The following is a 25,684-nucleotide window of genomic DNA, read 5'->3' as shown; positions in this document are numbered from 1 at the left end:
GAGGGCTGGTCGACAAGTCCGGTTGGATGCTCCGGCCGCCTGCGTTCCGCCACGCGATACGACCTTCATGAAGGCGCGGCTTATGGTCGCTGAATTGTGGCGAAAAGGTGGCTTCTGCCGTCACGGGAACCGCGATTCAGCCATGCAACCTGCATTCGCCACAAAGTTCCCCAACGGAACTCCGGCACGAAAGGATCGTTCAACCGCCGGTCATGCTCATATGGCGCGAGACCGAAGGCCGCCGTGTGCGCCGGTCGATGACGAAGTCGTGGCCTTTCGGCTTACGGGCGATCGCCGAATCGATCGCAGAATGGAGCAGGTCGTTGGCCTCGGAAGCGCGCAACGGCGCCCGCAGGTCGGCCGCATCGTCCTGGCCGAGGCACATGTAGAGGGTGCCCGTGCAGGTGATGCGCACACGGTTGCAGCTTTCGCAGAAATTGTGGGTCATCGGCGTGATGAAGCCGATACGGCCGCCGGTCTCCGCCACCTCGACATAGCGGGCGGGGCCGCCGGTGCGATGTTGGCTCTCGGCGAGCGTCCAGCGCTCCGCGAGCCTCGCCCGGACGAGCGAAAGCGGCAGGTATTGGTCGAGCCGCGACGGCTCGATGTCGCCGAGCGGCATGACCTCGATGAAGGAGATGTCCATGCCCTTGCCATGGGCCCAGGCGACGAGGCCCTCGATCTCCGCCTCGTTGACGCCTTTCAGCGCCACGGCGTTGATCTTCACGGCGATGCCGGCCGCGAGCGCCGCGTCAATGCCCTTCAGCACCGCATCGAGATCGCCCCAGCGGGTGATGGCGCGGAAGCGGTCGGCGTCCAGCGTGTCGAGCGAGACGTTGATTCGCTTCACGCCGCAGGCCGCGAGGTCGGCCGCGTGACGCACGAGCTGCGAGCCGTTGGTGGTCAGCGTGAGTTCGTCGAGCGCACCGCTGTCCAGATGGCGCGACAGCGAGCGCACAAGGGTCATCACGTCCTTGCGCACCAGCGGCTCGCCGCCGGTCAGGCGCAGCTTGCGCACCCCCTTGGCGACAAAGGCCGAGCAGAGGCGATCGAGCTCCTCCAGCGTGAGCAGGTCCTTCTTGGGCAGGAAGGACATGTTTTCGGCCATGCAATAGACGCAGCGGAAGTCGCAGCGGTCCGTCACCGAGACGCGCAGGTAGTCGATCGATCGCCCAAACGGGTCGATCATCGGCACCGGCTTCACGGACGCTGCGGCGTCGAACATCCCGTCTCTCCCGAGGCACGTCGCGGAATTACGCGGCCCTTGGTCGGCTTATTTAGGGCCAGTGGCGCGCTAAGTCACGGGGGCGCGTTGAAGAACCGCACGGAACAGTCTACCTGTCGGCTCCTGCCGGGACCAATGTTCGCGAGGGGGAGAGTCGCCCAATGGCCGAGATCAGCGCCGTCGAAAGCGCCACCGGCCGCGGCCATGCCTGGCCGACCGAGCTCCGGCTGTCGGCCGATCGCCGCCGTCTGACCATTTCTTACGATGACGGGCACATTTTCGCCCTCGACGCCGAATATCTGCGTGTCGAGAGCCCCTCCGCCGAGGTGCAGGGGCATTCACCTTCCGAACGCAAGTTCGTCGGCGGCAAGCAGGACGTCCAGCTCATCGGCATCGACCGGGTCGGTCACTACGCGGTCCGCCTCACCTTCTACGACATGCATTCCTCCGGCATCTACTCATGGGACTACCTGTATGAGCTCGGACGAGACCACGACGCGATCTGGAGACGCTATCTCGACGGCCTCGCGGCCGCCGGCGGCACCCGGCAGCGCCCCGGCCGTTGAGCTGGCGCCTGCCGATCGTGAGCGGCTCGACGAACTCGCGGCCGCCCTGGACGGCTTCAGCCTCGAGCGTCCCGAGCCGGCGCTGACGGCCGACGCGCCTTCGGTCGCTCCGCCGGTCTCCATCGCCGCGCCGGCCGAGCCTTTCGTCCCGCCGGCACCTGCGGCGATGGCCGCGCCCACGGTGCTGCCGCCCCTCGCCGAGCCTCCGCCGGTTGCCGCCGAGCCGCTTTCCCCGCCCCCGCCGCGTGCCCCCGCACCCGCTCCCGCTTCTTCCCTGCCGACGAGCTCCACCGCCATGGTCCCCTGGATCGAAACCAAACAGTTCACCGTCGACCTCTTCCCCAACTGGACGAAGACGGAGGGCGACAAGGAGTGGAGCCTCGGCGCCGTTACGGTCGATGTCTCGGACATCACCGCGCGCCTCGACAAGCTGATCGCCTCGCTCAACGAGGACCAGTGGGAGATCAAGATGGTGGTGCCGCTCGACAAGAGCCTCACCTACCACGAGCACCAGAAGGTGGTGCGCCAGGGCAATCGCCGCGAGGCCGAGGCGGTGCTCGGCGCCTTCGGTCTTGGCTGGGCGGCCGGAACCACCTCGTCGCTGCTCGTCGTCTGCCAGCGCACCGAATGGCTTGAGGCCGCCGACTACCGCGCCCGTATCGATGCGCGTAACGCCCGCATCACCGATGCACGCCGCGAGGTCGACCGCGCCGCTGCGATCGAGCACAACAACGCCGTCAACGCCAAGATCACCGCGGCCCAGGCGCTGCTGGACGATCTGAGGACCAACGGCGCCAAGGTGAAGAAGTCGGGCTTCCTGCGCGGCGAGAAGTTCGTCGTCGACACTCAGGAATTTGCCAACCGTACCGAGGCGGAATCGGCGCTGCGGGCGCGGATCGGCGAACTGGAGGCCGATCTCGCCTCGCTGCCGCGGCAGCTCAAGCCGCTGCCCTGAGGGCTGGTAACCGCTCAAACGCGCGGTCAACGTGCCGCGCATTCCGGCGGTTGCACGTGGGTCAGGTCATGCTAGCCTCCCCGGCAAGAAGGGCGATCGCAACCGCCCCCGCACGCCATCAGGAGGAACCATGTCCAAGGCCATCGACCGGCGCACTGCGCTCGGCCTCACCGCCGGCGCCCTGAGCGCGCCCTTCGTCGCCACGTCCGGCTTCGCCCAGGCTTATCCAGCCCGCCCCGTCACCTGCATCGTGCCCTTCGGCGCGGGCGGTTCGACGGACGTCATCGGCCGCATCGTCTGCGAGCAGCTGAGCCAGCGCCTCGGTCAGAGCTTCGTCATCGAGAACCGCGCCGGTGCCGGCGGCAATGTCGGTGTCGCTGCACTCGCCCGCGCTCCCGCCGATGGCTACACGATCGGCATGACGACGATCTCGACCCACGGGATCAATCCGAACCTCTTTGGCGACCGCCTGCCTTTCAAGCCAATGGACGATTTCGAGTTCATCGGCCTGTCGTCGTCTCAGCCGAACTTCCTCTGCATCCACCCCTCGATCCCTGCGACCAACCTCCAGGAGCTCATCGCCTACCTGCGGGCCAATCCGGGCAAGGAGAATTTCGGCTCTTCTGGTATCGGCACCTCGATCCACCTGTCGGCCGAACTCTTCATGCAGCTCACCGGCACGCGCATGGGCCACGTGCCCTTCCGTTCCTCGGCGGCGCTCGTCCAGGCGCTGATCACCGGCGAGGTGAAGCTCTCCTTCGACAATTTCACCTCGCCTTTCCCGCACTACAAGGCCGGGTCCATCCGCGGCATCGGTGTCACCTCCGCAACCCGTGCGGCCATCGCGCCGGAGATCCCGCCGCTGAACGACACGCTGCCTGGCTTCGACATTACGTCCTGGAACGGGTTCATCGCGCCGAAGGGCACGCCGAAGGAGATCGTCGATCGCCTCGAAAAGACGCAGATGGAGCTCCTGAGGGATCCCGCCGTCGTCAAGCGTTTCGAGGAGATGGGCGCTGCCGCCATTCCCTCCACGGGCGCGCAGATGCGCCAGAAGGCCGTCTCGGAGATCGCCCAGTTCAAGACGATCATCGAGAAGGGCGACATCAAGCTGCAGAACTGACGCATGCCGGCGCCACCGCGCTCAGGCGCGGTGGTGCCCCCGGCTGTCGGCCGGTGCCTCGTCGCGATGGCCGTCCATGTCGTAGTCGCGCAGCACATGCGCGACGCGCAGCCTGTAGCCCGCGAACATGCCGTCTCGCCCGGCGGCCTGCGTGGCCCTGTGCATCCCGTGCGTGCGCCAGGCCTTGACGGCGTCCTCGTCGCGCCAGAACGACAGGGACAAGAGCTTGCCGGGGGTCGTGAGGCTCTGGAACCGCTCGACCGAGATGAACCCGTCGATGGTCTCGAGATGCGGCCACATCCGCGCCGCATGGTCGAGATAGCCCGGCATCCGCCCCTCCGCCGGCATCACCTCGAAGATCACCGCGATCATCTCGCTTCTCCTATTTTGTATTTTTCATAAGACATGATGCTAGGCCTGTCACCACATCGCGCTGCGTTCTGAGCGACGAAGCTGCCTCGTCGCTTCGGATCTGGCCACACTGTCCGCGCGCTGGCAGACGGACCTTCGACGATGAGCGGGACGCGTTGGCAGAAGCAACGCATCGGCCTGGATGGCGCCAAAACCGCGCCCGGTATGCGCTGCACTGCTTGAGCCTTGTCGCCGCCCGTGCTCCGGTGACGTCAGCATCGTCAGCGCGAGTCGCACCGCCATGACCATCGGCCTGTTCTTCGCGACCCTTGCCGCCGCGATGATCTACGTCCTCACGCCCGGGCCGGCCTTTCTCGCCCTCTTCGCGCTGGCGGCAAAGGACGGCCGGGTCTCCGGCACCTGGTTCGTCGCCGGCCACCTCGTTGGCGACGTGCTCTGGGGCACTCTGGCACTCGCGGCCATCGTCGGCGTCAACCAGCTCGGCCCGCTGCTCTTCGAGGCTCTGGGCCTCGTCTGCGGTGGCTATCTCATTCTTCTCGGCGTCAAGGCGCTCCTTGCCAAGGAGGCCTCCGGCACCGCCGTCATCGGCGGCCGCCATCCGCTGGTTGCCGGCCTCCTGTTCGGCGTCACCAACCCCAAGGCCTATCCGGTCTCGGTCGCCATGTTCACCGTGCTGGTCGGCCATTATGCGGGGCTGCTGACCTGGGACATGGCGCCGCTCGTCATGGGCGTCGCCTTCCTCGGCTTCGTCCTCGCCGACATGATCCTCGTCGCGGTCGCAGGGCTGTCGCCCGTGCGCCGCTTCTTCCTCACCCACGGGCTGATCGTCACCCGCCTCGTCGGCCTGACCTTCGTGCTGTTCGGCGCCAAGTCCATCGCCGATGCCGTGCAGAGCTATCGCGCCCGCGCCTGATCGGCTAATCCGGCGGCCATGACGGCCGCGCCGACCTCAAAGCCCTTCGCCTTCCTCCCCGATGATCCCGCCCGCGCGGCGGCGATGCTCATCCTCGCCTTCACAGCCATGCGCATCCTCTTCGCCATGCTGCTCGGCTTCGGCGTCGACGAGAGCTACACGCTGGGGCAGGCGCGACGGCTGGCGCTCTCCTATTTCGACCATCCGCCGCTGCATCTCTGGCTCGCCCATGCTTCGATGCTGGTCTTCGGCACGACATGGGCGGTGCGCCTGCCCTTCATCCTCATGTTCGCCGGCACGTCCTGGCTGATGTTCCGCCTTACCGAGCGGCTCTTCGGGGGATGGCCGGGCGTCTGGGCGGTGCTGGCGCTGAACTGCTCGCTGTTCTTCCTGGCATCCCCCGGCACCTGGATCGTCCCCGATGGGCCGCTTCTTCTGTTCCTTGCCGCGGGCATGCTCTCTCTGGCGCAGCTTTTCTTTCCCAAGCGCAGCGAGACGCCCTCAGCCTGGCGGGCTTGGACTCTGGCCGGCCTCTGTTTCGGGCTCGCAGGATTGTCGAAATACTCGGCGCTCTTCGTCGTGCTGGGCCTCGCGGCCTTCATGCTGGCGACGCCGCACCGGCGCTGGCTTCTGCATCCCGCGCCCTATGCCGGCGCGCTTGTCGCGGCGGTCGTCGTCTCGCCGATCATCGTCTGGAACATGGCGAATGACTGGGCGTCGCTGCGCTTCCAGGCGGGCCGCGGCGGCGGCAAGGGGCTGACGCTCGCCGCCTTCGCGCAGATGCTGGCCGGTCAGTTCGTCTGGCTTGCCCCCTGGATCGCCGTGCCGCTCGCCACCATCGCGGTGCAGGAGGCGAGGCGCTGGTTCGATCCCCGCCGGCTGTTCCTGCTCGCGCTGGCCGCGCCCACCATCCTCTATTTCACGGTCCAGTCGCTGTGGTCGGGCTGGGCCCTGCCGCACTGGCCCATGCCCGGCTGGTTCTTCATCTTCCCGCTGCTCGGCGCCTGGATGGTGGCGAACCCCGATGCCAGTCCCTCGCCGCGCGCCTGGGCGAAATGGTGTGCCGGCCTCGCCGTGGTGCTTTCGCTCGGCATCGGTGCGATGGGCGCGACGGGCCTTCTGACCCGGCTCGGCGTGCCGCCCCAGGCCGATCCGACGCTCGATGCCTTCGACTGGAAGGCACTGCGGCCTGTCCTGGCGGCCAAGGGGGTCGGACCCCGCTCGGGACCGGTGGTGGTGGCGCTCACCTGGAACGAGGGCGGCAAGGTTGACCTTGCCGTGGGCGATGCCGCGGACGTCATGGTCATCGGTCCCGATCCCCGCGGGTTCATGTTCCGGCAGGTCGCGCGCGCCTACCAGGGCGCGGATGTCCTCATCGTCGCGCAGGCGGCGACCTTCGCCCGCCAGCGCGCCACGCTGGAGCGCCAGTTCGCCGTGCTCGGCGAGCCCGAGCGGCTGGCGATCGGCCGGGGCGGGCGCGGGGAGATCGATCTCGTCATCGTCCCGGCGCGGGGCCTGAGGTCGCTCGCGCCGGTGAGCGTGGCGGCACGCTGAACCTGGCCCCCCGGCTCAAATGACAAGGGCGGCGCCTTGCGACGCCGCCCTTCGAGAAGCCCTGAGCCCTCAGCTCACTGGATGCCGCCGAGCATCATCAGCTTGATCTCGATGAACTCGTCGAGGCCGTAATGCGAGCCCTCGCGGCCGAGGCCGGATTCCTTCACCCCGCCGAAGGGCGCGACATCGGTCCCGACGAGGCCGGTATTGATGCCGACCATCCCGTATTCCAGCGCCTCGGCGACGCGGAAGATGCGGCCGATGTCACGGCCGTAGAAATAGCTGGCGAGGCCGAACTGGGTGGCGTTGGCGAGGGCGACAGCCTCGTCCTCGGTCTTGAACCGGTAGATCGGCGCCAGCGGCCCGAAGGTCTCCTCGCGCGTCACCAGCATGTCCGTCGTGACGCCCGAGAGGACGGTCGGCTCGAAGAAGGTATGGCCGAGATCCGAGCGCTTGCCGCCGGTCTCCACCTTCGCGCCCTTGGAGAGCGCGTCCTTCACATGGGCTTCGACCTTGTCGACGGCGGCCGGCTTGATCAGCGGGCCCTGGTCGATGCCGGGCTCGAGGCCATTGCCGACCTTCAGCGCTTTCACCCGCGCGGTGAATTTCGCGACGAAGGCGTCGTGGACGGCCTCCTGCACGAAGATGCGGTTGGCGCAGACGCAGGTCTGGCCCATGTTCCGGTACTTCGAGACCATGGCGCCCTCGACCGCCGCGTCGATATCGGCATCGTCGAAGACGATGAAGGGCGCGTTGCCGCCGAGCTCGAGGCCGACACGCTTCACCGTGGAAGCGGCCTGCGCCATCAGGAGCTTGCCGACCGGGGTCGAGCCGGTGAAGCCGACGAAGCGCACGGTCGGATGCTCGCACCAGGTCTTGCCGATGGGCGCTGCGTCACCGGTGATGATGTTGATGACACCGGCAGGAATGCCGGCGCGGTGCGCGAGCTCGGCCAGCGCCAGGGCGGTGAGCGGCGTCTCCGGGGCGGGCTTCACCACCATGGTGCAGCCGACCGCGATGGCCGGCGAGCACTTGCGGGTGATCATCGCCGCCGGGAAGTTCCACGGGGTGATGGCGGCGCAGACGCCGATCGGCTGCTTGTGCACGAGGATGCGGTGGTCCGGGCGGTGCTGCGGGATGATGTCGCCATAGACCCGCCGGGCCTCTTCCGCGAAGAACTCGACGAAGGAGGCGGCATAGGCGACCTCGCCCTTGGCCTCGGCCAGTGGCTTGCCCTGCTCGGCGGTCATGATGAGGCCGAGATCGTCGGTGTTGGCGATCATCAGGTCGAACCACTTGCGCAGGAGGTTCGAGCGCTCCTTGGCGGTCTTCTTCGACCAGAGGCGGAAGGCCTTGTCGGCATGCTCGACGGCCTCGGCCGCCTCCTTGGCGCCGAAGCGCGGCACATGGCCGATGGTCTGGCCGGTCGCAGGATTGACGACCGGATCGACGGGGGTGCCGACCCATTCGCCGTTGACGTAGCACTGCGATTTGAGGAGCGAGGGGTCCTTCAGCGGCAGGGGCGTCGTCTTCAGGGGGGCGTTCATGGGCGGCCTCCGTTGGTTTTCGTATGGGAGTGGCTTTCTAGCACCGGGGCAGCGGTGTCGCATCCCGTCCAAGGGCAGGCCAGCCACACGGAGGATGACATCCGCGTCACCTTTCGGCATGACCTGCCGCGACACCACGGAGCCGCGCATGTCCGCCCCCACCATCGTCTTCGACCTCGACGGCACCCTCGTCGACAGCTGCCCCGACCTCATCGGCACCCTGTCCTGGCTGCTGGAGAGCGAGGGCCTCGACCCGATCGTCTTCGATGAGGCGCGCGCCCTCATCGGCCATGGCATCAAGCCGATGGTCGAGAAGGCCCTGAGGCTGAAGGGCAGGGGCGAGAGCCGCGAGGAGATCGAGGCGGTCTACGAGCGCTACATCGCTGTCTATGAGACGCGCCTGACGCAGGAGACCCGGCCCTATCCCGGCCTGATCACCGCGCTCGACCGCTTCGCCGCCGAGGGCATGGTGCTGGCGGTCTGCACCAACAAGGTCGAGCGCCTGGCCCGCCAGCTCCTCGATGAGCTCGACATGAGCCGCCGCTTCGCCGTCATCGCCGGCGCCGACACATATGGCGTTCGCAAGCCCGATCCCGCCCATCTCCTGCGCACCATCGCCGCCGCCGGGGGTGACCCGGCGCGGGCCGTCATGGTCGGCGATTCCGAGACCGACATCCGCGCCGCCCAGGGGGCTGGCGTTCCTGTCGTCGCCTTTTCCGGCGGCTACACGGCCATTCCGCTGTCCGAGCTCAATCCCAGCGTGATCCTCGATCACTATGACGGCCTGCCGGAGGCTGTGGCGAATCTCCTGACGCGTTAGCTGGCTGCCGTATCGGCATGCGACAGGCTTAAGCGACCGTTTACAATCTGAGCGCATGATCTCCAGATCGAACCTGGGAATTCACCCGGGCACCGGGGGGATGAGCACGCCCATGGTTTTTGGGATCTCCGCCAGCCGTCGCGACACCCTTGCGGCTACCGTTGATGTGGCCGGACCCGATCCGCGTGACGCGGAGATCGCCCGTCTCAAGGGCGAGATCGCGCAGATCCGCGACACGATCGGCCTCGTCGAATCCGATCTCGTGAAGCTCATCGCCGAGGTCGCCACCTCCGCCGATCATGTCCATGACGGCACCGAGGCCGCGACCCGTGCGCTGGCCGCCATTCGCGAGCGCTCCAGCGCCCTTGACGGGCTTGCCGCCCGCGCCTCCGACAATTCCCGCCAGCTCGCCGCTGCAACGGAAGAGTTTGGCCAGAGCGCGCGCGATATCGGCGGCCGCGTGCGCGAGGCAACCCGCTTCACCGACGAGGCCGTCGAGGCCGTCGGGCACGCCTCGCTCAGCATCGACGGCCTGCGCGCCTCCTCCGCCGAGATCGATCAGGTCGTGGCGCTGATCGCCAAGATCGCCCGCCAGACCAATCTCCTCGCGCTCAACGCCACGATCGAGGCCGCTCGCGCGGGCGATGCCGGCAAGGGCTTCGCGGTCGTCGCTTCGGAGGTGAAGAGCCTGTCGATGGAGACCCAGCGCGCCACCGACGAAATCGCCCGGCGCATTGCCCATCTCCAGTCCGACGCCCAGGCCTCCATCGCCGCTGTGCAGCAGATCGCAGGCGCTGTCGATGCGATCCGCCCGGTCTTCGCCAGCGTCGTCGACGCCGTGGACGGGCAGATCGAGACCATCGGCGAACTGTCCCGCTCGGCCGGCGACAGCGCCGCCTTCATCGGCCATGTGGCCTCCGGTGCGAGAGCCATCGACACGGCCGCGGCGGAAGCCGAACTTACCTCGAACGAGGCCGACGCCGCCGGCAAACAGGCCAAGCTCCTCACCGAGAAGCTGCGCTCGCGCTTCACCATCTTCCTGCGCCAGTCGGAGGTCGGCGACCGCAGCCGTCACGACCGCCTGCCCATCGACACCGACGTCACCGTCTCGGCCGGCGGCAAGACCTGCCGCACCAAGACGCGCGACCTCTCGGAGGGCGGCATGCTGCTCGCCGCCGGAGAGATCGATGCCCTTGGCGTCGGCGCCTCCGCCACGGCGCGGCTCCCCGGCATCGGCGAAACCGCCATCCGCATCGCCGGCCGCTCCGCCCTCGGCAGCCATTGCGAATTCGTCCGCCCGGCGCCCGAGTTCACCGCCGCCGTCAGTGCCCGCCTCGCGGCGCTGCGCGAGGCGGACCGCACCCGCATCGACCATGTCGTCGAGGCCGCCGCCGAGATCTCGCGCGCCTTCGAGGCGGCGATCGAGGCGCGACGGCTGAGCCGCGATGACCTCTTCGACAACGATTATGTGCAGATCGCCGGCACCAATCCCGTGCAGTTCTCCACCCGCTACCTGAAGGTGCTGGAGGGCATCCTCCCCGCCATCCAGGAGAAATGGCTGGCCGTCGACAAGCAGATGGCCTTCTGCGCCGCCGTCGACCGCAACGCCTACCTGCCGGTTCACAACCGCATCTATTCGCACCCGCAGCGGCCCGACGACCCCGCCTGGAACGCCGCCAACTGCCGCAACAAGCGCATCTTCGATGATCGCGCCGGGCTCTCAGCCGCGCGTAACGCCCGGCCCTATCTCGTCCAGTCCTATGCTCGCGACATGGGCAACGGCGTCACCGTCTTCATGAAGGAGATCGACGCGCCGATCCGTGTTTTCGGCCGGCACTGGGGCGGGCTGAGGATGACCTACAAGCTCTGATCGGCTGGCGGTGGGGGACGAGGCGCTCGTTCACGCGGATCCCGTCGGCCTGTCCGTCGGCTTTTCCAAAGGAACCCATCTTGCGCCTTAACTCTTCCTGTACGAGAGAGCGCGCATCCTGCAGCCGACGAATGTCCCAAGCCTGATTGCCGAGACGCCCTGAGGATTCGCGCATGACCACGATCAAGCTGCAGATCCCCCCCGACCTCCTCGCCGCGGTCGACCGCTTCATCGAGGAGGAGGTGCCCGCCGCCAGCCGCACCGATGCGATGGTCGCGGCCCTGCGCGCCTGGGCCGTCGGCAATGGCCTCATGCTCTCCTGGCGCGGCCCGCAGGAGCCGCCGGCCAGCTGGCCCGCCGCAGCGAATGACGGGTAAGGGCCCGGCCCATCCTCAACACGGCGGAATCTGTCCCCCACCGGCAACCCGGTTCCGTCCCTCCCGCTTCGCGCGATAGAGCGCCGCATCCGACGTCCGGTAGAGCATGGCGATGTCTCCGTGCCGTGCCACCGCAGCCGCCCCGACGCTCACCGTGACCGGGCGGCCGAGCCCGGCCCGGCTCCCGATATCGGCGCCGAGCCTTTGCCGCAGGGCCTCGGCGTAGATCAGCGCCTCGCCAATCTCGATATCGGGCAGGAAGACGCCGAACTCCTCCCCGCCGAGCCGTCCTGCGACGCTGCCGGAGGGGAGGGCGGCGGCCAAGGCGTGGCCAACCACCACGAGGACGTCGTCACCGGTCGCGTGGCCATGCTCGTCGTTGATGGCCTTGAAATGGTCGATGTCGATCATCAGCAGGCATCCGCCGGCTGCACTCAGAGCCTCGTCCATGGCCGCGAAGAAGGCCGTACGGTTGAGCAGCCCGGTCAGTCCGTCCCGCCGCATCATCTCCTCGAGCGACCGCTTCGCCACCGCGAGTTCAGCATTGCTGGCTGCGAGAGCCTGGTTGAGCGCGGCAATCCGGTCATTCTTGCGGAAGGCCCAGTAGACCAGCGGCGGCGCGATGATGAGGGGACAGAGGCTGGCAAGGGTGAAGGCGACCCGAGGCTCCTTAAGGCCGATCACCAGATAGACCGCATAGGTCATGGCGACCGAGCCGAGCGATGCGAGACTCGCGACGGCAATGGTCAAGACGACGGCGCGCGGCACCCTTATCCCCCTCCGGCCAAAAGCGCGACGCGGGCTGGCCTGCCTGTCCGCGATCCGGGGGATATCGGAGCAGGCGGGAGACCGTGCGAAGCATCTGGCTCAGGACCGGTCGCGCATGTCCTAAGGTAAGGTGCGTCGACCGACCTCGCCATGGATCGGGTCACGCGCAACAGTTTGGCGCCGCACTCGCGATACGCGAGAGGCACGGTGGAGCCTGAATCGCCCACTGCGACCGATAGCAAGGTCGCAAAACAAGCCAAGAAGGGGTGGTGAGGAATGGTGGGCGCGACAGGGATTGAACCTGTGACCCCTCCCGTGTGAAGGGAGTGCTCTCCCGCTGAGCTACGCGCCCGCGCCATCGAGTGGCGAAGAGCCGCGTTCCTAGCGGCTCCCCCCGACCGGTGTCAAGAATGTCGGCGACGCCGTCACGCGGCGCCCCGCCGCATCAGCGGATGGGATAAGGATATCGCAGCCCGCCCTTGCTCCACAGGGCGTTGGTGCCGCGGGCAAGGCCGAGGAACGCGGGCCCCCCGAGGGCTGCGAGCGTGGTGATCTTCTTGTCCGTCTCTCCTGGACGTCAGCCCGGCCGCGTCAGGCTCGCATCGACGGCCTCTGCGAGCCGTTCGACGATGGCGTCGATGGTGCCGGCATCGACGATGAAGGGTGGCGCGATCAGCACGTGGTCCCCCCGCGTTCCGTCCGCCGTGCCACCAGACGGATAGACCATGAGCCCGCGGGCCATGGCTTCCGCCTTGATCCGCGCATGCAACTTCAGGGCCGGATCGAAAGGCTCCTTCGTTCCGCGGTCCGCGACGATCTCGATGGCCTGGAACAGGCCGCGCCCGCGGATGTCACCGACATGGTGGTGATTGCCGAAGGCTTCGCCGAGGCGGCGGGCGAGATGGGCGCCCTGGGCACGGACATTGGCGAGGAGATCATCGCGCTTGATGACCGTCTGCACCGCGAGACCCGCCGCGCAGGCCAGCGGATGGCCAAGATAGGTATGGCCGTGCTGGAACAGCTTCGAGCCGCGGTCGAAGGCCTGGAACACCCTGTCTGCCACCATCACGGCGCCGATCGGGGCAAAGCCGCCGCCCAGCCCCTTGGCGATGGTCATCAGGTCGGGCGCGACGCCTTCCTGCTCGCAGGCATGCAGCGTTCCGGTCCGCCCCATGCCGCACATGACCTCATCGAGGATGAGGAGCACGCCGTGCCGGTCGCAGACCTCGCGGACGGCGCGGAAATAGCCGGGCGGGGCGGTGATGGCGCCGCAGGTGGCACCGCCGACGGTCTCGGCGATGAAGGCGATGACGCTGTCCGGCCCGAGCCGCTGGATCGTGTCCTCGAGTTCGGCGGCGAGCCGGAGACCATAGGCCTCAGGCGTCTCGCCGGGCGCCCGGCCACGATAGTCATAGGCCGGCGAGACATGTGCGGCCTCGATCAGCAGCGGCGCATACTGGATCCGTCTTGCGGCATTGTGGCCGACCGCGAGCGCGCCGAGCGTGTTGCCGTGGTAGCTCTGCCGCCGGCCGATGATGTGCCGGCGCTGCGGCTGGCCGATCTCGACGAAATATTGCCGCGCCATCTTCAACGCCGTCTCGATGGCCTCGGAGCCGCCGGAGAGGAAATAGACGTGGCTGATGCCGGCCGGCGCGTCCGCGACCAGCCTCTGCGCCAGTTCCTCCGCCACGGCCGTGGTGAAGAAGCTGGTATGGGCATAGGCGAGGCTGTCGAGCTGGGCATGCATGGCCGCCAGCACGTCAGGGTGTGAATGGCCGAGGCAGGAGACCGCGGCGCCGCCCGAGGCATCGATATAGTCGCGGCCTGCGCTGTCGCGGATCGTGACGCCGCGACCCGATACCGCCACCGGATAATCATGGGCGAGGCTGCGGTGGAAGACGTGGGTCATGGCGCCGGTCCCTGATCGAGCCGGCCCATTTGGCGGCAAGGCAGGGCCGCAGGCAATTGCGCTTGCCGGGGGAACTGGCCTGCTGCTGCGTCGTTCTGGTCTCGACCACGAATTCGCAATAGTTTTGTGCGCTTCATCGCGACCGCCCCTCGAAGGGCGGCGCCAGACTGCAAGGGGGATGCGTGCAGGCGAGGACGACGCGGAAGGCCACGGCGGCCATGCTGCTCGCCGCGATTGCGGCCGCGGTGGTGCTCGTCCCGTCGAAGCCGGCCGAGGCGCAATCGTCGGTCTGCCTCCAGATCCGCTCGCGCATCGCCCAACTCGACGCCTCGCCATCGGGCGGGGCCACGGCCCGCCGCTATGCCGTTGCGGCCCAGCGCCAGCGCGCCGAGCTCGCCAACGCCACCCGCACCTACCAGGCGGCCGGCTGCGGCGGCTTCTTTGCAAGCGCCCAGTGCTCCGCGCTCGATGCCCGGCGCCGGCAGATGCAGGCGAACCTCGCCCAGTTGGAGGCGCAGGCGGGGGGAGGGGGCATGGAAACGGCGCAGCGCGCCCAGCAACGCGCGCAGCTCCTCGCCGCCTTTGACGCCAATGGCTGTCGCGGCGGCGGTACCCGCGAGGCGGCAGCGCCCCAGCGTCCCGGGCTCTTCGGTTTGGGCGCTGCGCCGGGCCGCGAGGTCTATCGCGACTACCGCACCGAGGGGCGCCCTCAGGCCGCCTATCGCGAGGGCGCCGAGCCCCAGCGGCCGGGCTTCGGTAACTTCATCGAGCATCTGTTTGGCCGCAGCGATCCGCGCCCGCCCCCGTCCTATGGCGATGTCGCCGCCATTCCCGAAGACCAACTCCGCCCCGGCGACGGCGACGACCGCCCGCGCAATGTCGGCCACCGCGCCGTCTGCGTGCGCCTCTGCGACGGCGCCTTCTTCCCCATGACCTCCTCGCCCCGCCCCGGCATGAGCCTCGGCCAGGAGGAGATGTGCCAGATGCAGTGCCCCGGCGCCGAGACGGCGCTGTACCGGATGCGCGACGACCAGATCGAGAACGCGGTTTCGGTGGACGGCGAGCCCTATACGGCGCTGCCCAACGCCCTGCGCTTCCGCCAGCGCTTCGACGCCGCCTGCACCTGCCGCCCGCGCAACGGCTCCTGGGCCGAGGCCTTCACCAACCGCCCCGATCCGACGCTCCGCACCGGCGATCAGGTCGTCTCGCCGGAACAGGCCCGCATCCTCTCCATGCCGGCCGAGCAGCGCTCCGCCGCGCGCGAGGAGGCTGCCGCCAGCGAGCGCGCCCGTCGCGAGGCCGAGCGCCAGGCCCGCATCGACCGTAGCCGCGGCCGTGACGGCGCGCCGCGCCCGACCATCGGCCTCGACGGCACCATCCGCCAGCCGGTGGATTCCGAGCCGCCCGTCATCCGGGGCGCCACGACCCCGGGTCCGGTCATTTCCGACCCGGCCTTACCGGCCGCCGCTCCCGCGCCCGAGCCTGCGCCGGAGGAACGCCGCCCCGTTCGCGTCATCGGGCCGGTCTATGCGCCGCGCGCCGACGCCGCCCCCGCGCCCAACGGCGGCTGACCCGCCCCCCGGAGCCCGCCCCCATGGATATCCTCCTCCACGGCCTCGTCTGGCTCGCGCTCGTCGCCGCCTTCGGCTGGGTCCTGTCCTTCTGGCCGCGCTGGGTCGCAGATGATCTCGCCATGCCGCAGCGCCTGGTCCTGACCCAGCCCTGGCGACCGGGCCTTGCCCCCTACCTCGCCCGCTGGCCGTTCATCTCGCTCGCCTTCTATGCCCATCTGTGGCGCCGGGGCCGCATCCTCGAATGTGCCATCGCCGTTATCGTTCTCGTCTCGGCCCTCCGCGCCGCGAGCGCCTTCTTCAAGACCGCCGGCGCTGTGGTCCGCGCCGCCGCGTGACGGCGGAGTGGACGGGCCGCACCCGCCTGCGCCACACTGCCGGGAAACGGTTGCAGAAGAAACCATCGGGAGGGGCATGATGTCGGCGAGGCTCGAAGACCTGCCGCTGCGCTTTGCCTACCGGCGCCATCCCGACCAGGACGCGGCGACGCCCGTTCGCCATGCCGTGGTGATTGTCGGCGCAGGCCCGGTCGGTCTGTCGCTTGCCATCGACCTTGCGACGCGCGGTGTGGCCTCGGTCGTGCTGGATGATTCCGACCGGATCGGCGAGGGCAGCCGGGCCATCTGCTTCGCCAAGCGCACGCTGGAAATCTTCGATCGCCTCGGCGTCGGTCAGCCGCTGGTCGACAAGGGCATTACCTGGCAGCGCGGACGCGTCTTCCGCGGCGAACGCGAGCTCTACGACTTCGACCTTCTGCCCGAGGCAGGGCACCGCCGGCCGGCCTTCATCAACATCCAGCAATTCTACGTGGAGGCGGCGCTCGCCACCCGCGCCGCCGACTTCCCAGACCTGATCGACCTGCGCTGGTCGAACCGCCTCGCTGCGGTGGAGCCTGGTGCCGGCCATGTGCGGCTGACCGTGGAAACGCCGGACGGTCCCTATCGGCTGGAGGCTGACTGGCTCGTCGCCTGCGACGGCTCGCGCTCGCCGACGCGGTCCATGCTCGGCCTCGACTTCGCCGGCGAGGTCTTCGACGACCGCTTCCTCATCGCCGACGTGAAGATGACGGCGGACTTTCCGACCGAGCGCTGGTTCTGGTTCCAGCCGCCTTTCCATGGTGGGCAATCGGCCCTGCTGCACAAGCAGCCCGACGACGTCTGGCGCATCGACCTGCAACTCGGGCGCGACGCCGATGCCGAGGTCGAGAAGCGGCCGGAGAATGTTGTGCCGCGCATCCGCCGGATGCTGGGCCACGACGCCTTCAGCCTCGAATGGGTGTCGGTCTACACGTTCCAGTGTCGGCGGCTCGCCCGCTTCGTCCATGAGCGAGTCATCTTCGCGGGCGATGCCGCCCACCAGGTCTCGCCCTTCGGTGCGCGCGGCGCCAATTCCGGAATCCAGGATGCGGAGAACCTCGCCTGGAAGCTGGCGCTGGCTCTCGCCGACGAGGCCGGTCCCGGGCTCATCGCAACCTACGACCTTGAGCGCGGTGCGGCGGCGGACGAGAACATCCTCAACTCCACCCGCGCCACGGACTTCATCGCGCCGCCCTCGGCCGGGGAGCGGCGCCTGCGCGACGCGGTCCTCGCCCTTGCGGTGGAGGCGCCCTTCGCCCGCCGCCTCGTCAATTCCGGGCGTCTGTCGGTGCCCACCACCTATGACACGCCGCTGACCACGCCGGACGAGGATGGCTGGGCCGGCAGTGCCCGGCTCGGCGCCCCGGTGCCGGACCTGCCGCTCCACCGGCCGGGCCATGGACCGACCTATCTGACCGCACTCGCCTCCGGCCGCTTCACCCTGCTGACCATGGGCGAGGCGGGCGTCGCGCCGGCCGGTTGCGAGCACATTGTCATCGGCCGGGACGCCCTCGACGAGGCGGGGCTCTTCGCCGCGCGCTTCGATGCCGGGGAGGGAAACGGGTTGCTGCTGCGCCCTGACGGGCATCTGACCGCCCGCTGGCGGCGGGCTGACAAGGCCAAGATCGCAGATGCGATCCGACGTGCAAAAGGACTCTAGGTCAATGACTTGGCCCACCCGATTGAATCGGAATCATCGTGTGAAGACCTTGAATCATCCTCTCAGTGGCGCCTTGAATCGGCCTGTGAGCTGCCCGTTGAATCAGGGTGTGAAGAGCGGCCTCACGCGTCACATGAGGAGCAGCCGATGAGCGGCCTCGTCACCGACAATCGCTTCGCCGATCCCGACGCCGCGCTGCGCATCCTCACCGAGGCCCATCGCCCCCTGAACGAGATCGAGAGCGCCGACCTCAACGCGCGCCTGGTGCTGATCCTCGCGAACCACCTTGGCGATGCGTCCGTTCTGGCAGAGGCGGTGGCCCTGGCGCGACGGACGATGGCGGAGGGGTAGTGAGCCGGCAGGCCTCAGGCCACCGTCGAGCGGCCCGATAGCCAGGGCCCCATCGAGGCCCAGGGGCGATCCACCACGGAGCCGTGCAGCGGCCGCTCCTCGCGGGGAAGGGCGAGCGGCTGGACGTCCACCAGCGGCAGGGTCGGGCCCGAATAGTTCTCGCTGATGAGGACGCCCGAGCGGATGCCCCGCACCAGCACCGCGTCCGCCGGGGCCGCGGAGGTGAAGCCCTCGCCCGGCTGGCGCTCGCGGCCGGTGAGGCGGGTCTCCTCGAAGGCGACGATCCGGCCGTTGTCGGCCTGGACGATATAAAGAAGGGGCATCTTCTCCGCTTCCTGGAAGCCGATGGCCTCGACGAAGCGCCAGCTTTCCTCCTGAACATCGCCCTCGGCAATGTCGGCCGTGATCGCCCGCCGGAGCGCCGAAGCCCGCCCGCGCCGGGCCATCACCTTCACCGCGCTCATGCCGCTCCAGCCGGCGAGCCAGAGGGCGGCGGCGGCAAGCCAGGCCTGATCGGACCCGAAGGTGACGCCGGTGGCGAACTGCAGCAGCCAGGCGACAAGCAGCGCCACCGGGCCGATGAAGAGCAGCGAGATGAGGCCAAGCCCGAAGCCCGAGCCGACCTCCGCGAGGTCCGATTGCGGGTCGAGATGCAGGTCATCCAGGACCTCCTGCAGCACCCGCCGCTCGCTGCGGTCCGAGGGCCGGCGATAGGACAGGGACAGCGGGCGCTCTCGGGTCTCGACCATCGGGTCGGCTACTCCGCCGCCTGGCTTGGCGGCTTCGGGATCAGGGCAACATGCGCATCGGGCGAAACGGCGGCGGCTTCCTGCGAACGGGCCGGAACACCGCGCTCAAGACCGGCGATCTTCTCCTCAGCCTCGGCCGCCTCGCGCTGACGGTTCCACAATCCGGCATAGAGGCCGCCCTTGGCAAGCAATTCCCCATGCGTGCCGCGCTCGGCCACCCTGCCGTCCTCAAGCACGATGATCTCGTCGGCATTGACGATGGTCGAGAGCCGATGGGCGATGACGATGGCCGTGCGGTCGCGGGCGATGCGGTCGAGCGCCTCCTGGATCTCGCGCTCGGTATGGCTGTCGAGGGCGGAGGTCGCCTCGTCCAGCACGAGGATCGGCGGGGATTTCAGCATGGCGCGGGCGATGGCGACGCGCTGCTTCTCGCCGCCGGAGAGCTTGAGGCCGCGCTCGCCGACTTCGGTCTCATAGCCCTGCGGGTTGCGCAGGATGAAGTCGTGGATCTGCGCAAGCCGCGCGGCCTCTTCCACCTCTGCGTCGGGGGCATCCCAGCGGCCGTAGCGGATGTTGTAGCGGATCGTGTCGTTGAACAGGACCGTGTCCTGCGGGACCATGCCGATGGCCCGGCGCACCGAGGTCTGCGTGACCGCGCGGATGTCCTGCCCGTCGATGGTGATGCGCCCCGCCCCGACGTCGTAGAAACGGAACAGAAGCCGCGAGATCGTCGATTTGCCGGCGCCCGACGGGCCGACGATCGCCACCGTCTTGCCGGCCGGCACCTCGAAGGAGACGCCCTTGAGGATCGGCCGTGCCGGATCATAGGCGAAGACCACGTCCTCGAAGCGGATCGTGCCGCCGGCGACGGCAAGGTCCGGTGCCGCGGGCCGGTCGACGATCTCCGGCGGGCGGCCGAGGATGGCGAACATCGACTCGATATCGGTCACCGCCTGTTTGATCTCGCGATAGACCATGCCCATGAAGTTCAGCGGCTGGTAGAGCTGGATCATCATGGCATTGATCATGACGAAGTCGCCGACCGTGTTGCGGCCCTTGGCGATGTCGATGGCGCAGAGCACCATGGCGACCGTCATGCCGGCGGTGAAGATCGCGGCCTGGCCGGCATTCAGCACGGCGAGCGAGGTGAGCGCCTTGGTCGAGGCCTTCTCGTATTTCGCCATCGAGACGTCGTAGCGGGCCTTCTCGCGTTCCTCGGCGGAGAAATACTTCACCGTCTCGAAATTCAGGAGCGAGTCGATCGCCTTGACGTTGGCATTGGTGTCGCTGTCATTCATGTCGCGGCGGATGGCGATGCGCCATTCCGTGGCGTAGTAGGTGAAGGCGAGATAGGCCGCGACGGTGACGAGGATCACCACGACATAGCGCCAGTCGAACATCCACAACAGGACGCCGACGATCATCGCCAGTTCGAGGATCGTCGGCATGAGCTGCAGGATGATCATCCTGACGATGGTCTCGATGGCGTTGCGCCCGCGCTCCAGCACACGCGTCAGGCCGCCAGTCTTGCGCTCCAGGTGGAAGCGCAGCGACAGCTTGTGCATGTGCTCGAAGGTGAGCAGCGCGAGGCGCCGCACCGCGTGCATCGACACCTTGGCGAAGAGGCCGTCGCGCATCTGCGTGACGACCGCCATGAGAATGCGCGACAGGCCATAGGCGAGGGTAAGGGCGAGCGGGGCGGCAAGGACACCCGCCCACCATGCCGTCGAGGCGGTCTGTGGCGCCGCCAGCGCGTCGGTGGCCCATTTGAAGGTGAAGGGCACCACCATGGTGACGACCTTCGCCACCACCAGCAGAACCATGGCCCAGCCGACGCGGCGCTGCAGGTCAGCGCGGTCATGCGGCCAGATGAAGGGCCACAGGTTGACGATCGTGCGCATCAAGGCGCCGCTCTCGGCCGAGACGGGCTTGCCGGCGCCGGAGGCGGCCGGTGCATGGGGCGGAGACACGATGGCAGGGTCCTTGGGGCGGCGCCTTCTGGAGAAGGCATGTTTCCTGGAAGCGATATAATCAGGAAATCGTCCCCGAGAACCCCTTCATCGCAGCCCATGATGCATGGCTGACCTCGGCCTCGCCTGCGTCTATGGTCGGGGAAGACCTGAATCGCGCCGCGAAACCCGCGGCTGCCTGCCTCCGGAGGCCTTGCATGGCGACCATCCGTTCCCTCTGCGTCTATTGCGGCTCCGGCTCCGGCCATGCCGAGGCCTATGGCAAGGCCGCGGTCGAACTCGGCGCCGCCATGGCCAAGGCGAATATCCGCCTCGTCTATGGCGGCGGCGGCATCGGCCTCATGGGTACGCTGGCGAAGTCGGTGGTCGACCATGGCGGCAAGGTGCTGGGCATCATCCCGGACTTCCTGAAGCGCAAGGAAATGCCGCTCGACGCCGTCATCGACGTGGTTACGGTGCCTGACATGCACACCCGCAAGATGCGCATGTTCACCGAGGCCGACGCCTTCGTGGCGCTGCCTGGCGGCATCGGCACGCTGGAGGAACTGGTGGAGCAGCTGACCTGGGCGCAGCTCGGCCGCCACGCCAAGCCCGTGGTGGTCGCCAATATCGGCGGCTTCTGGGACCCCTTACGTGTCCTCCTCGACCACATGAAGGAGGAGGGCTTCATCCGCCCGGGGCTGCAGGTGAAGTATTCCATCGTCGACGAGGTCCGCGACATCATCCCGACGATCCAGAGCCAGGTGGCGAGCCTGCCGCAGGAGGCGCTCGGCGCCGAGCACGACCCGGTGGTCATCGAGAAGATGTGAAGCGTTGAGGCCGATACCAGTTTTTGGTATCGTTCCTCCATGGCCAAGAACACCTCCTTTAGCCTCGGCGAGCATTTCACCAGCTTCATCGACCAGCGGGTGGCAGAGGGGCGCTATGGCTCTGCCAGCGAGGTCGTCAGGGCGGGGTTACGACTGCTCGAGGATCACGAGGCGAGGCTTGCCGCGTTGCGGGCGGCAGTCGCCGAAGGCGAGGCCAGTGGAGAGCCGCGCGCCTTCGATTTCGACGCGTTTCTCGGTCGAAAGCTGGCAGGACGCGGATGAGGCTGGCGCTTACCCCCGCGGCCGAGCAGGACCTCTCCGACATCTTCGATTACTCCGCCGACAGCTGGGGCACCGACCGAGCGGTGGCCTATCTGCGCATGCTGCAGGCGGCCATCGAGCGCCTGCTGCGCTTTCCCGAACTGGGGCGATCCGCCGAGGCCGTTGGACCGGGCCTACGCATCCTGTCGGCAGGGTCCCATATCGTGGTCTACCGGCTGAAGCCCGAAACGTTGGTCGTGATCCGCATTCTCCATCAGCGCATGGACGTCGAGGGCAACCTGTAGCACCTCACACCCCCGCGCCCTCCTTCACCAGCTTGTAGGTGATGGAATCCGTCAGCGCCTGGAAGCTCGCGTCGATGATGTTCGCGGAGACGCCCACCGTCGTCCAGGTCTCGCCGGCGCGGTCGCGGCTCTCGATGAGCACGCGCGTCACCGCCCCGGTGCCGCCGTTGAGGATGCGGACGCGGAAGTCGACCAGTTCCAGGTCCTCGATGAAGCGCTGGTACTTGCCGAGATCCTTGCGCAGGGCGGCGTCGAGCGCGTTGACCGGGCCGTTGCCTTCGGCCGCCGAGATCAGCAACTCGTCCCCGACCTTCACCTTCACCGTGGCCTCCGAGAAGGTCACGAGGTCGCCGGCAGCGTTGTAGCGGCGCTCGACATTTACCTTGAACCGCTCCACAGCGAAGAAGGCCGGCACCTCTCCCATGACCCGCTTGGCGAGGAGGAAGAAGGAGGCATCCGCCCCCTCATAGGCATAGCCGAGGCTCTCGCGCTCCTTCACCTCGTCGAGGATGCGGGCGATGCGCGGATCGTCCTTGGCCACCGTCAGGCCGACGCGCTCCAGCTCCGCCAGCACGTTGGACTTGCCGGCCTGTTCCGAGACGAGGACGTGGCGACGATTGCCGACCGTCTCCGGCGGCACATGCTCGTAGGTCTCCGGCTCCTTCAGCACGGCCGAGGCATGGATGCCCGCCTTGGTGGCGAAGGCCGCCGCGCCGACGTAAGGCGCATGGCGGTTCGGCGGCCGGTTGATCAGTTCGTCGAGCTGGCGCGAGATCTTGGTGAGGTTGCGGAGCTTCTCTGCGGTGACGCCGATGGCAAAGCGCTCGGCGTAAGGCTGCTTCAGCAGCAGGGTCGGGATGAGCGAGGTGAGGTTGGCGTTGCCGCAGCGCTCGCCAAGACCGTTCAGCGTGCCCTGGATCTGCCGGCAGCCGGCCCTGACCGCGGCGAGCGTGTTGGCCACGGCCTGTTCGGTGTCGTTATGGGCGTGGATGCCGAGATTGACGCCCGGCACCACCGCGGTCACCGCCGTGACGATGGCCTCGATCTCCTCAGGCAGCGTGCCGCCATTGGTGTCGCAGAGCACCACCCAGCGCGCGCCGCTCTTGAAGGCCGTGCGGGCGCAGGCGAGCGCATAGTCCGGATTGGCCTTGTAGCCATCGAAGAAATGCTCGCAATCGACCAGCACCTCGCGGCCGCGGGCCCGCGCCGCCTGGACCGAGTCCGAGATGCCCTCGATGTTCTCATCCAGCGTACAGCCGAGCGCCACATGGACATGGTAGTCCCAGGCCTTGGCGACGAAGCAGATGGCATCGGCTTCGGCGTCCAGCAGGGCGGCGACGCCGGGATCGTTCGCCGCCGAGCGGCCGGCGCGCTTGGTCATGCCGAAGGCGGTGAACCGCGCCTTGAGCGGGCGCCGCTTGGCGAAAAGCGCAGTGTCGGTCGGATTTGCGCCGGGATAGCCGCCCTCGACATAGTCGATGCCGAGATCGTCCAGCAGCGCCGCGATCTTCAGCTTGTCCTCGAGGCTGAAATCGACGCCCGTCGTCTGCGCGCCGTCGCGCAGCGTCGTGTCGAAGAGATGCAGCCGCTCGCGGCTGTCGGGGAGGGGGGCGCTCATCGGGTGCTGCGGTCCTGCATCGGCCAGCCGTCCGTGTCGTGGTCCGGATGCTGGAAGGAGACGACGGAGGCATAGAATCCGGCGACCTGCGCGTCTTCCTGCGGCGAGCGGGTGCGCAGACCGAACAGGTCGGCGAAGAAGGGCATGCGCGCCTCCAGCCCCATCTGGATGACCGGGGGGAGGGCGGCCGGATCATCGAAGGCGCCGAGCGCCAGCTCGACGCCGTGGGCGTGTTCATAGGTCAGCGGCGTGCCGCAATCGCCGCAAAAGCCGCGACGCACGACGCTGGAACTCTGGAAATGCTTTGGCGTGCCGCGGGTCCAGGTGAGGCCCTCCGCCCCGGCCAGCGGGGCGAAATAGCTGCCAAACGCCTTCTGGCACATGCGGCAATGGCAGAGCGAGGCGCGGCCCACGCTCTCGCAGGCAAAGCGCACGGCACCGCACTGGCAGCCGCCGGTGAAGCGCGCGGTCATCGCATCACCTCCCAGGTCGTCACCAGCTCGCCGGTCGCCGGATCCTTGCCGTCCTTGAGCTGGATGCCCATGCCGGCGAGTTCGTCGCGGATGCGGTCGCTCTCGGCGAAGTTCTTCGCCTTGCGGGCGGCGAGGCGGGCGGCGATGAGGTCGTCGATCCGCGCCGTGTCCTTCATATCCGCCTCGGCGTCGGTTTCGGCCTTCAGCTCGCCAAGACGGCTGTCGTCGAAGCCCATCAGGAGAAGCGCCGCCTTGAGCCCGGCATAGTCGCCGCGCTTGTCGAGGGCATGCAGCTCGGCGATAGCCTTGGCGGTGTTGAGATCGTCGCCAAGCGCCTCGAGCACGCCCTCCGGAACCGCCGCAGCGGTGACGCTCTGAACAGCGCGATACCAGCCCTCCAGCGTCTTCCAGCTCTCCTCCATGGCCCGCACGGTCCAGTCGATCGGCTGGCGATAGTGGGTCTTCAGCATCGTCAGGCGCAGCACCTCGCCCGGCCAGGCCTTGCCCTGCCAGCCGTCGAGCAACTCCTGGATCGTCACGAAATTCCCCAGGCTCTTGGACATCTTCTCGCCCTCGACCTGCAGGAAGCCGTTGTGCATCCAGACATTGGCCATGACCTGATGGCCGAAGGCGCAGGTCGTCTGCGCCACCTCGTTCTCGTGGTGGGGGAAGACGAGGTCGATGCCGCCGCCATGAATGTCGAAGGTCTCGCCGAGATGGCGCCAGCTCATGGCCGAGCACTCGATGTGCCAGCCCGGCCGCCCGGCTTGAGCGATGCCGCAGGGGCTTGGCCAGCCCGGCTCATGCGCCTCGCGCGATGGCTTCCACAGCACGAAATCCATCTCGGAGCGCTTGTAGGGGGCGACATCCACCCGCGCGCCGGCGATCATGTCGTCCAGCGGCCGTTTCGACAGGCCGCCATAGCCCGGCATGGAGGGCACCGAGAACAGCACATGGTCCTCCGCCACATAGGCGTGGCCGGCTGCGACCAGCTTCTCGCAGAGCGCCTTCATCTCCTCGATATGCTCGGTGGCACGCGGCTCGACCGTCGGCCGCAGCGCGCCGACGGCATCAATCGCCGCGTGGAAGCGCGCGGCCGTGCCCTCCGTCAGCTCGCGGATGGTGACGCCGCGCTCGAAGGCGCGCTTGTTGATCTTGTCATCGAGGTCCGTGATGTTCCGGGCATAGGTGACATGGGCCTCGCCATAGGCGTGGCGCAGCAGCCGGAACAACAGGTCGAAGACGATCACCGGCCGGGCATTGCCGATATGGGCGTCGTCATAGACCGTCGGCCCGCAGACATACATGCGGACGTTCTTCGGATCGATCGGACGGAACTCGTCCTTCGACCGCGTCAGCGTGTTGTAGAGCCTGATCGCCATAGCCGCCTCCGCGCAGGGGCATCCGCCGCGGGCCGTGTCGGTGATCTTTTGCGCTTGAGGATGATGGCAAAGAACGGCGACCGGCCAGCGAAGACGCTCAGCCGCAAATAATCCCGCAAATGGTCGCGAAACCGTTCATGAGCGCAGAGATAGCGCAGAAGGAGCGGCAGCCGTCAAGGG

Annotated in this window: 25 protein-coding genes and 1 tRNA gene; 15 read left to right on the top strand and 11 right to left on the bottom strand. The window is 68.2% G+C overall.

All coding sequences use genetic code 11. The features are described from left to right. Positions 1-199: 199 nt before the first annotated feature. Positions 200-1,225, bottom strand: a complete 1,026-nt coding sequence (gene moaA, locus O9344_RS01740; RefSeq protein WP_298472050.1) for a GTP 3',8-cyclase MoaA — start codon at positions 1,223-1,225, stop codon at positions 200-202. Positions 1,226-1,386: 161 nt separating this feature from the next. On the opposite strand from moaA, the gene O9344_RS01735 reads away from it, so the two are divergent. From O9344_RS01735 to O9344_RS01725, 3 genes are all read left to right on the top strand, one after another. After that, on the top strand, positions 1,387-1,791 hold the full coding sequence (locus O9344_RS01735) for a DUF971 domain-containing protein (RefSeq protein ID WP_298472048.1): 405 nt from the start codon (positions 1,387-1,389) through the stop codon (positions 1,789-1,791). Next, the gene (locus O9344_RS01730) at positions 1,700-2,746 is read left to right on the top strand and encodes a hypothetical protein (RefSeq protein WP_298472047.1); all 1,047 of its coding nucleotides are present in this window, start codon (positions 1,700-1,702) and stop codon (positions 2,744-2,746) included. The genes O9344_RS01735 and O9344_RS01730 overlap by 92 nt, the downstream gene beginning before the upstream one ends. Positions 2,747-2,876: 130 nt before the next feature. Beyond that, positions 2,877-3,869: a tripartite tricarboxylate transporter substrate binding protein gene (locus O9344_RS01725; protein ID WP_298472045.1), complete on the top strand. Its 993-nt coding sequence runs from the start codon at positions 2,877-2,879 to the stop codon at positions 3,867-3,869. Positions 3,870-3,890: 21 nt separating this feature from the next. Here the strand turns inward: O9344_RS01725 and O9344_RS01720 are convergent, their stop codons facing one another. Beyond that, positions 3,891-4,241, bottom strand: a complete 351-nt coding sequence (locus O9344_RS01720; RefSeq protein ID WP_298472043.1) for an antibiotic biosynthesis monooxygenase — start codon at positions 4,239-4,241, stop codon at positions 3,891-3,893. A gap of 280 nt (positions 4,242-4,521) precedes the next feature. Between O9344_RS01720 and O9344_RS01715 the strand changes: the two genes are divergently transcribed. Both O9344_RS01715 and O9344_RS01710 read left to right on the top strand, forming a co-directional pair. Further along, on the top strand, positions 4,522-5,154 hold the full coding sequence (locus tag O9344_RS01715; protein ID WP_298472041.1) for a LysE family transporter: 633 nt from the start codon (positions 4,522-4,524) through the stop codon (positions 5,152-5,154). Between the two features lie 18 nt (positions 5,155-5,172). Beyond that, positions 5,173-6,708 carry a glycosyltransferase family 39 protein gene (locus O9344_RS01710; RefSeq protein ID WP_298472039.1) on the top strand — a complete coding sequence of 512 codons (1,536 nt, stop codon included), beginning with the start codon at positions 5,173-5,175 and terminating at the stop codon, positions 6,706-6,708. Between the two features lie 74 nt (positions 6,709-6,782). On the opposite strand, the gene O9344_RS01705 is transcribed toward O9344_RS01710, so the two are convergent. Continuing rightward, positions 6,783-8,255, bottom strand: coding sequence for an NAD-dependent succinate-semialdehyde dehydrogenase (locus O9344_RS01705; RefSeq protein ID WP_298472037.1), 1,473 nt, complete (start codon positions 8,253-8,255; stop codon positions 6,783-6,785). Positions 8,256-8,403: 148 nt separating this feature from the next. Here O9344_RS01705 and O9344_RS01700 point away from each other — a divergent pair, with 148 nt between their 5' ends. From O9344_RS01700 to O9344_RS01690, 3 genes are all read left to right on the top strand, one after another. Then, positions 8,404-9,075, top strand: coding sequence for an HAD-IA family hydrolase (locus O9344_RS01700; protein WP_298472035.1), 672 nt, complete (start codon positions 8,404-8,406; stop codon positions 9,073-9,075). Positions 9,076-9,187: 112 nt separating this feature from the next. Further along, positions 9,188-10,945 carry a methyl-accepting chemotaxis protein gene (locus O9344_RS01695; RefSeq protein ID WP_298472033.1) on the top strand — a complete coding sequence of 586 codons (1,758 nt, stop codon included), beginning with the start codon at positions 9,188-9,190 and terminating at the stop codon, positions 10,943-10,945. Positions 10,946-11,118: 173 nt separating this feature from the next. Further along, positions 11,119-11,322: a ribbon-helix-helix domain-containing protein gene (locus tag O9344_RS01690; protein WP_298472031.1), complete on the top strand. Its 204-nt coding sequence runs from the start codon at positions 11,119-11,121 to the stop codon at positions 11,320-11,322. A 15-nt stretch (positions 11,323-11,337) separates the two neighbouring features. On the opposite strand, the gene O9344_RS01685 is transcribed toward O9344_RS01690, so the two are convergent. The 3 genes from O9344_RS01685 to O9344_RS01675 form a co-directional block, all read right to left on the bottom strand. After that, positions 11,338-12,090, bottom strand: coding sequence for a GGDEF domain-containing protein (locus O9344_RS01685; RefSeq protein ID WP_298472029.1), 753 nt, complete (start codon positions 12,088-12,090; stop codon positions 11,338-11,340). Positions 12,091-12,367: 277 nt separating this feature from the next. Continuing rightward, a tRNA-Val gene (locus O9344_RS01680) sits at positions 12,368-12,442 on the bottom strand. A gap of 225 nt (positions 12,443-12,667) precedes the next feature. Beyond that, positions 12,668-13,999, bottom strand: coding sequence for an aspartate aminotransferase family protein (locus tag O9344_RS01675; RefSeq protein WP_298472027.1), 1,332 nt, complete (start codon positions 13,997-13,999; stop codon positions 12,668-12,670). Positions 14,000-14,217: 218 nt separating this feature from the next. Here O9344_RS01675 and O9344_RS01670 point away from each other — a divergent pair, with 218 nt between their 5' ends. The 4 genes from O9344_RS01670 to O9344_RS01655 all read left to right on the top strand — a co-directional run bounded on the left by O9344_RS01670 (position 14,218) and on the right by O9344_RS01655 (position 17,937). Continuing rightward, positions 14,218-15,570, top strand: coding sequence for a DUF2865 domain-containing protein (locus O9344_RS01670; RefSeq protein ID WP_298472025.1), 1,353 nt, complete (start codon positions 14,218-14,220; stop codon positions 15,568-15,570). Positions 15,571-15,593: 23 nt separating this feature from the next. Continuing rightward, a complete protein-coding gene (locus O9344_RS01665) occupies positions 15,594-15,908 on the top strand; it encodes a hypothetical protein (RefSeq protein WP_298472023.1) in 315 nt (104 codons plus the stop codon). A gap of 79 nt (positions 15,909-15,987) precedes the next feature. Beyond that, positions 15,988-17,586 (top strand): FAD-dependent oxidoreductase, encoded by a 1,599-nt coding sequence (locus O9344_RS01660; protein WP_298472420.1) that lies wholly within the window; start codon positions 15,988-15,990, stop codon positions 17,584-17,586. Between the two features lie 147 nt (positions 17,587-17,733). After that, the gene (locus tag O9344_RS01655; RefSeq protein WP_298472020.1) at positions 17,734-17,937 is read left to right on the top strand and encodes a DUF2783 domain-containing protein; all 204 of its coding nucleotides are present in this window, start codon (positions 17,734-17,736) and stop codon (positions 17,935-17,937) included. A gap of 14 nt (positions 17,938-17,951) precedes the next feature. Here the strand turns inward: O9344_RS01655 and O9344_RS01650 are convergent, their stop codons facing one another. Together O9344_RS01650 and O9344_RS01645 are read right to left on the bottom strand one after the other, a co-directional pair. Continuing rightward, positions 17,952-18,686: a hypothetical protein gene (locus O9344_RS01650; protein ID WP_298472018.1), complete on the bottom strand. Its 735-nt coding sequence runs from the start codon at positions 18,684-18,686 to the stop codon at positions 17,952-17,954. A gap of 8 nt (positions 18,687-18,694) precedes the next feature. Further along, the gene (locus O9344_RS01645) at positions 18,695-20,587 is read right to left on the bottom strand and encodes an ABC transporter ATP-binding protein/permease (RefSeq protein ID WP_298472417.1); all 1,893 of its coding nucleotides are present in this window, start codon (positions 20,585-20,587) and stop codon (positions 18,695-18,697) included. A 266-nt stretch (positions 20,588-20,853) separates the two neighbouring features. Here O9344_RS01645 and O9344_RS01640 point away from each other — a divergent pair, with 266 nt between their 5' ends. From O9344_RS01640 to O9344_RS01630, 3 genes are read left to right on the top strand one after another with little or no spacing between them, the layout of a single operon-like run. Next, the gene (locus O9344_RS01640; protein WP_298472016.1) at positions 20,854-21,465 is read left to right on the top strand and encodes a TIGR00730 family Rossman fold protein; all 612 of its coding nucleotides are present in this window, start codon (positions 20,854-20,856) and stop codon (positions 21,463-21,465) included. A 39-nt stretch (positions 21,466-21,504) separates the two neighbouring features. Continuing rightward, complete coding sequence (locus O9344_RS01635; protein ID WP_298472014.1) at positions 21,505-21,747, top strand: type II toxin-antitoxin system ParD family antitoxin; 243 nt, start codon at positions 21,505-21,507, stop codon at positions 21,745-21,747. Beyond that, the gene (locus O9344_RS01630; protein WP_298472012.1) at positions 21,744-22,031 is read left to right on the top strand and encodes a type II toxin-antitoxin system RelE/ParE family toxin; all 288 of its coding nucleotides are present in this window, start codon (positions 21,744-21,746) and stop codon (positions 22,029-22,031) included. The genes O9344_RS01635 and O9344_RS01630 overlap by 4 nt, the downstream gene beginning before the upstream one ends. A 4-nt stretch (positions 22,032-22,035) precedes the next feature. Here the strand turns inward: O9344_RS01630 and cimA are convergent, their stop codons facing one another. From cimA to cysS, 3 genes are read right to left on the bottom strand one after another with little or no spacing between them, the layout of a single operon-like run. Beyond that, positions 22,036-23,649 carry a citramalate synthase gene (cimA, locus tag O9344_RS01625; protein ID WP_298472010.1) on the bottom strand — a complete coding sequence of 538 codons (1,614 nt, stop codon included), beginning with the start codon at positions 23,647-23,649 and terminating at the stop codon, positions 22,036-22,038. Beyond that, the gene (locus tag O9344_RS01620; protein WP_298472008.1) at positions 23,646-24,122 is read right to left on the bottom strand and encodes a GFA family protein; all 477 of its coding nucleotides are present in this window, start codon (positions 24,120-24,122) and stop codon (positions 23,646-23,648) included. The genes cimA and O9344_RS01620 overlap by 4 nt, the downstream gene beginning before the upstream one ends. Then, complete coding sequence (gene cysS / locus O9344_RS01615) at positions 24,119-25,504, bottom strand: cysteine--tRNA ligase (RefSeq protein WP_298472005.1); 1,386 nt, start codon at positions 25,502-25,504, stop codon at positions 24,119-24,121. The genes O9344_RS01620 and cysS overlap by 4 nt, the downstream gene beginning before the upstream one ends. Positions 25,505-25,684: the final 180 nt, after the last annotated feature.

Origin of the sequence: Phreatobacter sp., assembly GCF_027532945.1 — a bacterium.
GTDB lineage: Bacteria > Pseudomonadota > Alphaproteobacteria > Rhizobiales > Phreatobacteraceae > Phreatobacter.
The sequence above is the reverse complement of the archived record's forward strand: the minus strand, read 5'-3'. Positions and strand labels throughout refer to the sequence as shown.